General features: G+C 58.7%; 5 protein-coding genes. 1 reads left to right on the forward strand and 4 read right to left on the reverse strand.

Annotation, left to right across the window (positions count from 1 at the left end):
• Window positions 1-113: 113 nt before the first annotated feature.
• The 4 genes from H6973_03195 to H6973_03210 form a co-directional block, all read right to left on the reverse strand.
• Window positions 114-7,553, reverse strand: coding sequence for a hypothetical protein (locus H6973_03195; protein MCP5124661.1), 7,440 nt, complete (start codon window positions 7,551-7,553; stop codon window positions 114-116).
• A gap of 38 nt (window positions 7,554-7,591) precedes the next feature.
• Complete coding sequence (locus H6973_03200; protein MCP5124662.1) at window positions 7,592-8,398, reverse strand: NF038129 family PEP-CTERM protein; 807 nt, start codon at window positions 8,396-8,398, stop codon at window positions 7,592-7,594.
• Between the two features lie 281 nt (window positions 8,399-8,679).
• On the reverse strand, window positions 8,680-9,297 hold the full coding sequence (locus H6973_03205; GenBank protein MCP5124663.1) for a methyltransferase domain-containing protein: 618 nt from the start codon (window positions 9,295-9,297) through the stop codon (window positions 8,680-8,682).
• Between the two features lie 149 nt (window positions 9,298-9,446).
• Window positions 9,447-10,574 (reverse strand): hypothetical protein, encoded by a 1,128-nt coding sequence (locus H6973_03210; protein ID MCP5124664.1) that lies wholly within the window; start codon window positions 10,572-10,574, stop codon window positions 9,447-9,449.
• A gap of 166 nt (window positions 10,575-10,740) precedes the next feature.
• Between H6973_03210 and H6973_03215 the strand changes: the two genes are divergently transcribed.
• On the forward strand, window positions 10,741-13,938 hold the full coding sequence (locus H6973_03215; protein ID MCP5124665.1) for a hypothetical protein: 3,198 nt from the start codon (window positions 10,741-10,743) through the stop codon (window positions 13,936-13,938).
• Window positions 13,939-14,213: the final 275 nt, after the last annotated feature.

Below are 14,213 nucleotides of genomic sequence, written 5' to 3' on the forward strand. Positions count from 1 at the left end.
CGACCTACCGGGCTCAACATTCAGAAAAGTAGGTCGGGCAAAAGGGGCACATGTCGGGCACGTCCTGTGCCCGACCTACCTGGCTACCTGGCTAACCCGCCCTACGCGCTCGGCTACTCGGCTGGAATATCGCAAATGTTACCAGGGCCGGGGACAGGAGGTTTTGGTTTCAAGCTCCCTTGATCTTTAGTGCAATTAGTTAATTTACAAGCAAAGTCTGCAGGATTCTCTCCATCTAATAACCAATCTAGAGCCTTGCTTGCAGCATACCCCGCAAGAAAACCTCCAATTACGAGGAGAGGGCTTTTTCCTTCATAATCAACTATATTGATCGGATCATTCACCACATACCCATACAAATTCGAGTCCTCTCCCCCGAACAGAATCGGATCTTTCGCCGTCCATCGTCCCGTCTCCGCGTCATAATCCCGCGCCCCAAACCTGACGAGTCCGATATCCGCGTCGTACAATCCGCCCGCAAAACCAAAGGGCTGGAAGCCGGGATTCGTATCCTCCACTACGTTGCCGAACTCGTCATACTTCATTTGCTGTGCGATGCTGCCATCGGCAGTATTAACCACCAGACGCGGGCTGCCGAGATGATCGGTGAGGAGGCGGTAAGTCACGCCGCCTTTGACCAGATAATCGGGCACATTAACTCGCGTGGCGTAGACAAACCGGCTGACCACGTTGCCGCTACCGTCGAGTTCGGCGATGGGCTTGAGTTGATCCTGGTAGATGAAGCCCTGCACCAGCGCGCCGCCGACTTTCTTGCCAATCCGGCGGTTTTGGCCATCGGTGACATACTCGATAGCGGTACCGTCGGGCAGGGTCACGACTTTGAGGTTGCCGAGTACATCGTAGGTGTACTGGGTGACTGCGCTTCCCACGGTCTTGGTCGTCAGTTCGCCGTTTTCGGTGTAGGTGTAGCCAGCGCTGCCGTAACTCAGTAGCCGGTCCTGGTCGTCATAGGTCGGCGGTGTGGTCAATCCCGGCCCACTCAGGCGGTTGCCGTTCGGGTCGTAGGTGTAGTTGGCCGTGACGACGTTATCTTGTTTAACCTCGTTGAGCCGACCGGCCAGGTCGTAGCCATACTCGAAAGTACGAGTCACGCCTGCAACCGTCTCGACCTTCCGGGTGATCCGTCCTAACTGGTCGCGGGTGTATTGACTGGCCAGCAGCGTCGTACTTCCGTTTTGAGCGGTGGAACTCGCCATTTCGCCAAAGCTGTTGTAGCTCAGACTACTGGTGACGCTGCCCAAGGTCGTACCGGTCAGCAAACCATTTTGCGGACTGCGGCTCAGCATCAATGCGCCCGCTTGGGTCAGCAAGCTGTCGGCGTCGTACTGGAAGGCGATGGGATCGACGTTGTTGAAGCTCAGCGACGCGACCCGGAAGTCGTTGTCGTAAGTCCATTGAACGCTACCGGTCACGGCGCCGGTCCAGGTCGCTTGCGCCAGCAGCGCGCCGACGTAGTCATGGGCCAGCGTATCGCCGTCCGGAGTCGTGATGCGGTTCAACTGGCCGGTGGTCGCGTCATAGGCGTAACCCATCGTTCCGTCTGGCAAGGTCAGCGTATCTAGCCGACGAGCGTGGTCGTAGTTGAAGCGCAGGGTCCGGCCATCCGGTCGGGTGACTTGGGTCACCTGCCGATCCAGCGCGTAAGCAGAGCGTGTACTGGGGTCGCCTGCGCCAATGGCTGGCGGCGCGTACTCCGCTTGCAGATTCACCGGCGTGTAGGCGAACTCGTGGGTGGGGCGGCCCGGCGGCGTCAAGGCGGTCAGATTGCCGTTGGCGTCGTAGCCGTAGCCGATCTGCCGGGTGTCGGGCAAGGTCTGCTGAAGCACTCGACCGACCAGGTCGTACTGGTAATCCATGGTACGGCCTAGCGGATCGGTGGCGGTTTGCAAATAACCTTGGCCGTTGTAGTTGCGGTTAAAGGTGCGAACATCCGCGCCAGTGCCCTGGGTGAGACTGCTTGGACGCCCCCGACTGTCGTAACTGACATTCAGGTCAGCCAAACCGGGAACACGCACTTGGGTGGGGCGGCCTTGCGTATCGATCACGGTGCTGACTTGCCGACCGGTGGGACTGGTCACCGTCCAGGTGCGGGTCGCGGCGTCAAAGACGCGGGTGGTGGTGCGACCGTTGATCTTCATGGTGTCCGTGATCTGGGTCAAGCTCAGCAGATTGTCTGGATCGGCCAGGTTCACCGTCTGCGTGCGGGTGATCGACTGGCTCAGACCGTTGGGCAGAGTGACGACGCTGTCCACCAGCGGCGCTTGCATCCCGAACCGGGGATCGGGATGTCCGGTTTGTTCAGTCGTCGTCCCGTTTGCCAAGATGGTGGTCCGGGTCGCGTCGGTGTCAATTTGGATTTCGGTGCGAGTGCCGTCGGCGGCGGTGTCGATGCGACGCTGATCGCCGGAGGGTAGATTCTCGACCGCGTAGGTCGTGGTCCGGCCCTCGGCGTCGGTGATGGCGACTTGGTAGTCGTCGGCATTTTCGCTGCGCGCTAGAGCCTTGAAGCCGCCGGCGGGGTCGCTGTCGCGGGTGAGTCGCCCCAGCGTGTCGTAGGTCATTTGCCAGCTTAGGTTACGCGGATTGGTGAAGGTGGTGAGCAGCCCGCCGGCATCCTGGTAGGTGAATTGGTGGATCTCGCCCGCCGGGTTGGTGATGCTTGCCAAATAGCCGTCGCTGTTAGTGGTCAGGGTAGTGCGTTGTCCGTAGGGACCGACGATGGCGGTGGGATCGCCCGCGCCGTTGCGCTCGATGGTGGTGATGTTGTGGTCACCGTCGGTGACGCTGATCAGTTTGCCGTTGCCGTCATAACCGAAGGTATACAGCACCGCGCCGGTTTGCGTGTTGAGCGTCCGCAGATGGCGACCCTCTGTATCGAAGACGTAAACTTCCCGGCCATCTTCGGATGGATAGACGGTATCGGTGGGAGCGGCACCAGCCAGCTGCAAGGTATTGGGCGAACTGGGCGACATCTTGGAGATCCCAACAGAGGACCTGCCGTTCAATAGCAGATTGCCTTGAGGATAGAAGGCGAGTCTGAAGACAAAACCGCCCCAGTCGGCCTGCAAGGCAGGGGTGTGGTTGATGACTGTACCCGGCTTGCCGGTGCCGGCAACGGTGAAGATCCGTCCCTCCGGCGTGATCCGCCGAACGTAGCCTCCGTCAGTGGTAAACGCATTGCCTCGCGCGTCGACGACGACACTGTACGGTGCCTGTATGTAGGCTTCAGTGGCTGGAACCCCCTCAATAAAGCTTGTACCCGCAGCAGGTTTTTTGCCGGCGAAATTATGCAGGACGCCGTCCGGAGTGATTTTCCAGATGCGTAGGATGGCGCTAAAAGTTTGACAGACATAGAGATTACCTCGGGCATCAAGGGTCAGACAGCGGATGTAATTTAGACCGGCTTTCGTGGCTTGCTGCCCTTCAGCGGTGTCGCCCAATAGCGTCCCACCCCCGGCGACGGTCTGAATGATGCCGTCGGGACTGACTTTACGGATCCGCCCATTACCGGCGTCGCCAATGTAAATATTTCCTTGGCCGTCTACGGCGACCTCATTGGGGCTTTCGAATGTGGCTTGCGTCGCCGGGCCACCGTCACCGGAGAAACTCCATACGCCATTGCCGGCGATGGTCGTGATGATGCCCGACCGATCTACCTTGCGAAGGCGATTATGAGAGTTATCGGCAATGTACAGGTTTCCAGCGGCATCGAACGCCAAGCCGCCACCGTCCGCTGACATAGACAGGCTGGCCTCCGTAGCGAGACCTCCATCACCGAGGCCGTCGGCGGGACTGCCGCCGCCGGCGAATCGGGTTAGTGTCCCGTCCGGCGCCAACTTCCATACGAGAGAATGAGAACCATAGGTGCTGAAGTAAATGTTCCCCGCCGAATCGACGACAGTATGTTCTGTCGACGAACCCATAGTCTGGTAATTGTAGTACAAGTTTATGGGAAAGACCTGCGTGATCTCGTAATCGAGTGGGCGATACCCTTTTTGTAGTTGGCCGTCGCCCCGATAAAGCACCCGGCCTGCCTGATCGTAGGCGTGATGCACATCCAAACTCCAACCGGCAAGCGTGGCAGGCCGTGCGTCCCAAGTGCTTAAAAGAAGCTGGTAGTCTTGCCAGATGGTTACCGGAAAACGGGTAATGAAGCGGGCGCCGGTCATCCGGTTACCGCGACCTTCATGCCCGAAGTTACGAACAGCTACGCCAAGGTCTGCGGCGCTGTAGTAGTTGCTTGGATAGACATAACCGATATTAACCTTGGCCGCCACCGTTCCTTGCACTGGTCGGCCATAGCTATCCTTGCCGTCCCAAGTCACTGTCGTGCTCAGATGGGTTTGGGGCGAGAAACTCTGCTTGATGATCTGACCCGCTACGCGCACTTCCAAGTCGATGCGAAGGAGATCCGAACGTACTGTATCGCCACTCAAAGGAATGGTCAGGGTGCGCGTTACCGCGTTGCCGGATACCCGGTTGCTGCGATAGTTGAGCGTGAAGGGAGTGCCGGCGACGGTGACCCGTTCACCCAATACCTGATTCTGGCATTCAATGACGGAGCCGCCATTGCAATCTGGATCAGGTTCGGGACTGGGAGAGGGTGCCGGAGGATTGTCTGGGGGAGTTGCATCAGGAGGTGGCCCCCAACCGAGATTCGTGTCCCAGATTGATAAATGAGCCATCTGCGCCCGCCATAGACTCTGACCGGGCGTGTAGAGGGTAGCCAGTTGGGTGCGTTCAGCATCGGTGATGCCGAACTCGGCCAACCGAGCAGTGCTGGCCGGGGTTCCTTGGCCGTCGAGGTCCAAAACGGCCATGCCGTTCGCCACGCTCAGAATTTGAATAATTCGCCCGTCATCGGACGGCACCCAAGCCCCTTGATCGGCATCGTAATAACCCACCGGCACGATGATGCCCACTGGCAGATCGAGGAAGTTTTCCAGATAGAAGACGACCGGTTGGTTGAACAGCACGTCCTTGCCGTCGCGCTTGATGACGGCTTCATCAGCACTTAACTCTACCGCGTAGGTGTAGCCGGAGGTGGGCGGCAGATCGGCGGGCATCGTCTGCGGGCCATTGGGGCCGATGGTGAATTCGGTCGCATGGATGTGAAGCGTATCCACTGTTTGGGTGCTGCCATCGGGTCGATAGATTTGCGCTTGAGTACCCGCCGGGAACAACACGGTCGCTTGGCGGGTACCGTCACTGTCGTTGCTCAGGCTGCCGCGCGCCACCTGCATCGGTGCGTTGTCGCCAAAGGTGATCGCGGTCACCTGCGCATCGCGTTGCTTGAGCACCACGTCGGGCAGCCAGGCGTAATCCTCCCACGGTACGTCGAGATGACGCTGGGCCGGTAGGTAACCGCTGCGGGTATATTGCACGATCAACACCCCACCGCCGTTGACCACTAGGTCGAACATGCCATCGGCGCGGGACAGGGTGCCGCCCAATTCAGGGTGACCATGAATCGTGATCTGAACGCCGGACAACGGTGAACCATCGTCAGCGAGCACTTTGCCACGCACCAGCGCCGCGCGCTGCGGTTCAATCGTGCCGGGCGCGACGCCGGTTTGAATCGGATTGGAACCGGTATAGAGGAATTCGGTGGCGGCGTCGGTGGTGGTCGGCACCGTGCGGTCGAGCGGCGGGGCGACGTCCTTCGGATTGGGCGGCAGCGACAAACTCTCCTCTTGCACCTGCACGTTAAACGACTGGATCGCCTTCCCGCCTTGCCCATCGCTGACCTCGACGGTCACCGAGACCTCACCCGCCGCCGTGGGCGTCCAGGTAATCAGGCCATTGGCGTCGATGCTCATCCCGGTCGGCGAGACGTTCAACGCATAACTCAGCGGATCGCCATCGGCATCGGTGGCGTTCACGTCATAACGATAAGGCTGGCCAACCGTCGCCGTCGTTACGGGTGATGAGATGATCTGCGGATCGCGATTGGTTGGGGTTGGCACGGTGACCGTCACGGTCGCCGTATCCGGGTCGCTAGTCAACAGACCATCGTTGACCATTAACTGCGCAATGTATTGGCCGGCCAGATCGGGAATGAACTGCGCCAGGACTTGATCGGCGTTCTGCAACGCCGCCGTGCTGCCCACCGGCTGCGTGGTCAGCGCCCATTGATAGGTCAAGACATCGCCGTCCGCATCGCTGGAACCGGAACCATCCAAGGTCACCGTGTCACCGACCTCTACTTGCCGATCCGGCCCGGCGTTGGCCACTGGTTTCGAGTTTTCGGTACTGATGGTCACCGTGTCCGGGGCGCTGTTCACCGTCCCATCGTTCACGATGAGCTGCGCCACATACGCGCCCGATTGATCGGCGATGAAACTGGGATTCACCGTGGTTGGATTGGTCAGCGTCGCGGTGCTGCCCACCGGCACACTGGTCAAGGTCCATTGGTACGTCAACGGATCGCCATCGGCATCGGATGAGCCCGCGCCATTCAACTGCACCGTCGCGCCCAACGGCACGGTCTGCGCCGGGCCGGCTTCGGCCACCGGCGGGGAATTTTCCGTCGAAATCGTCACGCTGTCGGGCGCGCTGTCCACCTGGCCATCATTGACCAGCAATTGCACGGTGTAGGTCCCGGCCTGATCCAGGGTTAGATTGGGGTTGACAGTCGTGGCATTGACCAAGGCGGCGGTACTGCCCGCCGGCTGGCTCACCAGGGTCCAGGCAAAGGTCAAGGTATCGCCATCCACATCGCTGGAGGCACTTCCGTCCAAGGTCACCGTCGTCGTCACCGGGGCGCTCTGATCGGGTCCGGCATGGGCCACCGGCGGAGTGTTCTCCGTGGAAATCGTCACGGTATCTGGGGCGCTGTCGGCCTGGCCGTCGTTCACCACCAACTGCGCGGTGTAATCGCCCGGTCGATCCAGGGTCAGGCGCGGATTCACCGTGGTCGGATCGGCCAGGGTGGCGGTGCTGCCGGCGGGTACCGTGGGCAAGGTCCAGTCATAGGTCAAGTCGTCGCCATCGGGGTCGGTCGAGCCGCTGCCATCCAGGATCACGGTCATGCCGACCGGAGCGGTCTGATCGGGACCGGCGTCGGCCACTGGCGGGGCATTGCTGGCCGCCAAGGTCCCCACGACATGGTGGGTAAAGTTGAAACCGACATTGCTGGGATTGCTGAAGCGCAAGATGACATTGGTCACCGTCGCCCCTGCCGCCAATTCTCCAGTCGGCAGAAGCACAGCCACATAAGGATGCCCATCGCTGGCGGTCCCGCTCGGGTTGGCCAGCGACACGGTGTTTGGGGTGATCGAACTGACATGCAGTTCTAGCGGTGCCAGAAGCGGGTCGGCCCCGGTATTCGTCAGGGTCGCCACCGTATCAAACGTCCGCGTCACCCGATTGAAGCGCAACCCGGAAAAGGTCACCGCCACCTGCGCGCTGACATCGGCGCTCACCGTCCCGCCGGGACTGGCGGACTCCGTCCGCAACACCCACCCGCTCAACAGGAGCGCCAATAACACCAACCCACTAATCCACTGTACCGATGACCGCACCATCGCCATGATCGCAATCTCCCAAACGAAATCTTTTTTGCTGTTGTTCAAAAGGAGGGGGTGCGATGGGTGCACCCCACTGGCTGAACCGTCGGGCAACGCCGCGCTGTTGCCCGACCTACGGTATGCAAGCTATCTCGCCGTCGCGCCGCCAGTCCGCCCAATAACCCCGCGCCAATGAGCAACGCTGTGGAGGGTAACGGTACGGTCACCGGTTCCAGCGTCCACGTCACCGGATCGCCAGTACCCGCATAATCAAAGGGGTAACGAATACCGTCGGAGGCGCCGTCGATGTCCACAGCAAACAGGGCATCCCCACCGATCGGATCATTCGTAGCGAACAAAGACAAAGTCGCTGTTGCGTTCAGTAGATAGAAAGAAAACCCATCCAAGGGCGACCCACTCGGCGCGTGTTCTGTCAGGTTTAGAGTGAAGCTGACTGTGTTGCCCAACGTGAGCGGTTGCAGAAATTCGTTGAAGAAATCGCTGTCGGCCAGCGTGACCGGACCGGGAGGCAATGTACCGGTAACACTACCAACAGAACTGGCAGCGCCCAAAATCCCATCAGTAAAGAAATCGGTCACCGTGACGCTGTTCGATGCGGGGTCGTAATTGAGGAAATCAAAGGCCAGAGTCGCCGTTACACCCGACAAAGAAGACGTGTCCAACATAAACCGAAGCACGGTGGCCCCGGCGATGGTTGGGCTGCTGCTCAAGCTCAGCAACAAACCCAGACTTCCTAGCCACCGTAACTGGTGCCGCCGCAATGACGATGGAGTGCTCGCGGTCTGGCCAATCCACATCGGACGCCACAATTTCCTAACCTGTAACCTCTGGCGGTTTCTAATGCGCATTTCTTGAGTTCCCCTGGCAGCGCTTACAAATTAAGCCGATCATCGGCATTCTGAGCACAAAGGAACTTACAGATAGCTTACAGATTCGGAGTTTTTGTACCCGAAGCGGCGATATCCGGGAAAACCGACGCCGTGCCGAAATTCAACGTGGGAACGATAAGATCAAGGGAACAAGAGAGTGGTCGGTCCGGGCGGCGGCTCTAACCCGCTATTCAGAGGGATATTGCGGTGTTAGCGGGTTACGCGATGTTCACCCGCCGCACCGTGCGGATAGGCCGCGATTAGCTCGTCTTCTTGGCCACCAGGATTATGATTTGCCTCCGACGAGAAGAAGCCCTGATCTTGATAGACTCCAGGTTCATGAAGCCGCAGGATTCCAAGAGCGCGCTCAGCCGCCGCCTCGACCAGAATTGGGCATGACCACCGGTCCAGCGCTCCCACCAGGCACGCACGGTGATTAACAAAATCTCCCAGTGACTGCGTAACGGCAGCGCGATCATCAGAATGCCATTGGGACGAAGCCGCCGGATGGCGGACTCGATCAACTCAGGAGCTTGCAGGTGCAGATCGTCGATGTCAGTGTTCACGACGATATCGACGCCGCTCTCCGCTATTTTGGCAGAATCACCAAGCTGTTCATGTCCGGATCGATCGGCCCGAGTCCATTCAATCGAATTGGCTATGCCATTGCCACCGCATTCCATTCCAACGACACAGCCTGCATCCTGCGCACCACCACTCGGTTTCTGGTTATCGCATCTCACGCAAAAAATTCGCCGTGCTTGATAGCGGGTGCAGATATCCAAAACGACTGGACGAATGCACAGATTTTCCTGGGGTTTTTGTCGAATATGCCGGCTTAAAGAATCCACCTGTTTGACCACTGGGTTTGCAATCATATTGCCTCTCCTCTATCGGCAACTCATCGATCTTGGCCGATCCAATGATGTAGAGACACCTCATAAGACGCTACTATGGATGTAAAGAACTTACAGATCGCTTACGGATTCAGAAGTTGTTTATCCGAAAGGGCAAAGCCCAGAAGAGGTCACGGCTTGATAGTCTTCGACGTTGGAGTTCGCAGCTTGTCGAGTAACTCCGCGCGGCTGTGAACTTCCAGCTTGGCATACAGGCGGCGTATGTAGGTGATGGCGGTCTGAACACTGACGTTCAACCGCACCGCGATCGCTGCTTGGGAAAGACCTTCGGCCAGCGCCAGACCGACTTCCTGTTCCCGAGGGGACAGACGCCAGCCTTGCAGATTGCGATAGAGTTGCAGCCGCAGCGGTTCCTGATGCTCGATCAGCACGCCGATCAAGCCGTTGTCGGCTGGAGAATAACCGGCGGTCTCCAAACCCGAGTGAACCGTGGGCGGTTGCAGCCAATAGGCGCGGAAAACGAATCGACCACGGGCATTGGTGTGGGAGAAAGTCGGCGGAGGCGCATCCCAACCCTGAAAAATGCCGTCGAGGTTAGCGCAAAGTTGTTGCAACACGGGCGGCACCGTGACCGGTAGGCTTGAAGACCCTTGTCCCACGGGAAAAATGCCATAGGTGGCCAGGAACAGTAAGTTTCGAGCCGCATCGCTGAGATAGACCACGGAGCCATTGCGCGTCAGGATCACCAGCCCAGTTTGGCCGCTGTCCACATAGTCCGTAGCCGTTTCGCCACGCGCCTGCAAGCCATGCTCCAAATAAGGCAGCAGACGCCTGAGTTGCTGGATATCTTCAGCGTCAAACGGTTGCTGATGCTGAGAGCGGGCCAGCGAGATGCCGCCGACCATGGCGCCATAATTACAAACTTTCGCCTGCACTCTGTAATGGTGTTTATAGGGCCGGAACACTGCATGATAAAAATCGCTGCGGTAAAACCGGTCGTCCAAAATGCGTACGTCTGTCATTATGAGATGGTGGCGGTACCAATCGACCGACCGTGAGTGATAGGGCTTGACATAAAGCCGATTCCACTCGCTTTTGACGGTTTCCATGACCTCTGGAATCACATGCTCGGGAATCACGAATGTCGGCAGTATGTGCTCGTTGACCCCTGTATACACATTACTTTCCGAAGGAATGAACGTGTGCAAGGCGCGTAGCACTTCCGGAATCAAAACCTCCCGGTTGAGACCCAGGCAGCATAATTGACGCAGAGAGGCAAGGGCTTTGGCGCGTTTCATCCTTTGATCCCATCCGGTTTCGTTCGCAGCGGCTCTGCTGTAACGCTTCTAAATGTCCCCTGCTCAGGGGACAACATTTTTAATATTTATAGCTAGACTTTTGATCAAATGTTCAGATTTTTCGAATGACTGTTCAACTGAGCAGAACGACGTTGGATCTTCAGCCATGAAACCTCAAAAAGCCTATCTATCTACATCCTCCGCAGGATTAGCTAAATTCAATCAGCCTTGGCTTCCGACGGTTTTCCCCCGCGAACGACTGTTTGAGCAACTGGATGAATTTGCTGACCGGCCTGGTATCTGGATCGGGGCGCCAGGGGGCTACGGCAAGACCACGCTGGCGGCGAGCTACATGGAGGCGCGGGGGATTCCCTGCCTGTGGTATCAGATTGACGAAGATGACGCCGACCCAGCGACCTTCTTTTACTACCTCGGGATCGCGGCCGATCCGCACGGCGCCGGTCTGCCCTTGCCGCTGCTGACGCCGGAATACCAAGGCGATCTGTCCGCGTTCGCCCGCCGCTATTTTCGCGCCCTGTTCCAGCGCGTCGCCCCGCCCTGCATCCTGCTGTTCGACAACTACCATCGCCTGCCGGCAGCGGCGCCGTTGCACGCGGTGTTGGCGGAGATGCTGGACCATCTCTCTGCCGATGTGCGTTGCCTGGTGACCAGCCGGGGGGAGCCGCCGCCCGCCTTGACGCGGGCGCGCTTGCATGGGTCGCTGGCGATGATAACCGCCGAAGAACTGCATTTGACCCTGCCCGAAGCCGAGGGCATCGCCCATTTACAGACTGAGCGATCATTCACCGTTGCCGAGGTGCAGAATCTGAACGCGCAGGTGCAGGGTTGGGCAGCCGGGTTGACGTTACTGTTGCGGCGCGCCTGTCGGGCTGGAATCCCGCCGCCGCTGACGACCACCGAACTGGTTTTCGATTATTTCGCAATCGAAGTGTGGGACCAACTCGATGCGCCTTTGCAGACCTTTCTGCTAAAGACGGCCTTGTTGCCGAAAATGACCGTTGCCATGGCCCGCCAATTGACTAGCGAGGATCAAGCGGAGGCGTGGTTGAACGCCTTGGTGCGGCGTCATTGCTTCACGTTTCGCAGCGAAACGGTCGAACTGGGTGCGTCCTGTGCACAAATCATGTACCAGTATCATGATTTGTTCCGCGGTTTCCTGTTGCGTCAGGGACGCGGCATGTTGCCTGCTCTGGAATATGAACAAATGCAGCGCCAGGCAGCGGCGCTGCTCGAAACGGCTGGCGAACTGAGCGAGGCGGTTGAACTGTGGCAGGCATTGCGCGATTGGGAACAGCTCAGCCGACTGGTGATGCAACAGGCCGAACTGTTACTGCGGCAAGGTCGCAGCCAACTTTTGGAATCCTGGCTGAGCCGGTTGCCATCGGCGATTCGGAAACGCTCGCCTTGGCTGCTGTTTTGGCTGGGCCAATGCCAATTGTCCCGCGACGCGGTCGCTGCCCGCACCACCTTAGTTCGAGCCTATCGTCGCTTCAAGCACGCTGGCGATGTCACTGGTCTGTGGCTGGCGTGGGCGGCCATCACCGATACCTACGGTTTGGCCTGGGATAATTTTCACGCCGCTGGCGGCTGGCTGGTGGAATTCGAACGATTGCGGACCCGCTACCCGAGTTTTCCCTCGACCACCCTCGAAGCGCGGGTCACCTGCGGGGTATTTAATCTGCTGGTCCACGCCCGGCCGGAGCACCCGGAATTCGCTGACTGGGAACGACGCATCATCCAGCTATTGCAAACCGATTGCCCGCCGGATTTGTATCTGGTCTCGCTCAATACGTTGTTGCTCCACTACATCTGGAACGTCGGCCAACACGGCAAGGCCGCTTGGGCGCTGAACATCCTGCGCGCCGCGAATGCGGATGTTACCTATGTCGAACCAGTACTGCGCTGTGCCTGGTATTGGGGAGAATTTTGCTATCAATACTGGTACGAAGGCGATCTGGCGCGGTGTCTCGCCATTGCCGAGGCGGGATGGTCCATCGCCGCCGAATACGGCGTCAACCTTTTCAACGGCATCCTGTTATCGGCTTTTATGCATGCCAACCTGAGTGCCGGACGACTGGAGGCCAGCCGGACGGCGCTGGAGCGGTACACGCGATTACAGAAGTCCTTCCGGCCTCTGGAACGTGTCCTCTACGATGTCCTGAGTGCTTGGGAAGCCTGGCAATCCGGACGCCTGCCTGAAGCTCTGGAGCGATTGGAACAAACCCTGCGAGTGGCTCGTCGCACATTTTACCATACCACCGCAGTCATCCATTTGGCCTTGGCGCAGGTACACGCCAGCTTGGGTCACCGCTCGGACGCCTTGCGCCACTTGGCTGGCATGCACTCATGGATCAGGGCGACGCGCAGCCAAGTCGCCACCTTCTTACGCACTTTGGCCGCCGCGCAGTTCGCCCTGACCTGGGGACGGAAGGCTCGCAGCTTGAAGTTGTTGCGCCGGGCGCTCGCGCTGGGCCGAGCGGAAGGCTATATCTTTTTCACTTTCTTCAAGCCGGACGATGTGGCCCGGCTTTGCGCGGCGGCGCTGGATGCCGATGTCGAAGTCGAATACGTCCAAACCCTCATCCGCAAGCGTGGGTTACGGCCCGATCCATCGGTTGCGATATCGGATCACTGGCCCTGGCCGGTGAAGATTTATACCTTGGGCCGGTTCGGGCTGGTGGTGGATGGCCAACCGGTGACATTCGGCCGCAAGGCGCAGCGCAAGCCACTGGAATTACTCAAGCTCCTGATCGCTTGGGGCGGACGGGACGTTAACCAGGCACGGCTCGCTGACGTGCTATGGCCGGACGCCGACGGCGACGCTGGCCAGCAAGCCTTGACGATCACGCTCCACCGCCTGCGCCGGCTGCTGGGTCATGAACATACCTTAAACGTGCGGAATGGCCGACTGTCCCTGGACCCGCGCTATTGTTGGGTCGACGTGTGGTGTCTGGAGCGTCGGATCAGTCAGACTCTGACTTGGGTTAGTGAGGCGAACCGGGGAGAGGCTGCATCAGCGGATTTGGCCACTGCGACGGATACGCTCTTGCGCGCCTATCGCGGCCCGTTTCTGGGTCAAGACTCCGAATTTTGGGCGATTCAGACTCGTGACCGCTTGCATAACCGGTATCTAAGGAGTTTAGAGAAATTAGGTGAATACTGGGAAAAACTGGCGGATTGGGAAATGGCCCAGGCGTGTTATGAAAGAGGAATGGAGATGGAAATTACAGCGGAGCGCTGTGTTCAAGGCTTGGAGCACCTTCATGAGCGATTGGAGAAACCCGTTTCCATCACTTCCAGCTTTGCATTGAAACCCTGGCCGACCACTACCAAAGCAGGGTGATGAAAATGCGAGGTGTTGAGTGGTATTTTCAGCGGATAGGCTTGGAAGTCCAAACAGTCAGAGTAGTTGCGGGCTAAACCGACAAATCGGTTAACGCTTTAGTCAGCGTTTCCTTGGTTAGAGCGCCAGCCCGTAACCCGCCGATTCGGTTGTGATTTCGGCGGATTACGCTTCGCTAACTCGCCCTGCGCGGGAAATATAAAACCTACCGGGAATTGGTATCACGAATCGGGAAGTGCGGTTTGCCCTGCTTTTCGTGCATATCCTGAATGAAT

It is taken from the genome of Gammaproteobacteria bacterium, from assembly GCA_024235095.1.
In the GTDB taxonomy this organism is placed as follows: Bacteria; Pseudomonadota; Gammaproteobacteria; order Competibacterales; family Competibacteraceae; genus UBA2383.

Excerpts from the sequence above, each read along its gene's own strand:
- H6973_03195 (MCP5124661.1), bottom strand. The coding sequence starts at position 7,553 with ATGGCGATGGTGCGGTCATCGGTACAGTGGATTAGTGGGTTGGTGTTA.
- H6973_03200 (MCP5124662.1), bottom strand. The coding sequence starts at position 8,398 with ATGCGCATTAGAAACCGCCAGAGGTTACAGGTTAGGAAATTGTGGCGT.
- H6973_03205 (MCP5124663.1), bottom strand. The coding sequence starts at position 9,297 with ATGATTGCAAACCCAGTGGTCAAACAGGTGGATTCTTTAAGCCGGCAT.
- H6973_03210 (MCP5124664.1), bottom strand. The coding sequence starts at position 10,574 with ATGAAACGCGCCAAAGCCCTTGCCTCTCTGCGTCAATTATGCTGCCTG.
- H6973_03215 (MCP5124665.1), top strand. The coding sequence starts at position 10,741 with ATGAAACCTCAAAAAGCCTATCTATCTACATCCTCCGCAGGATTAGCT.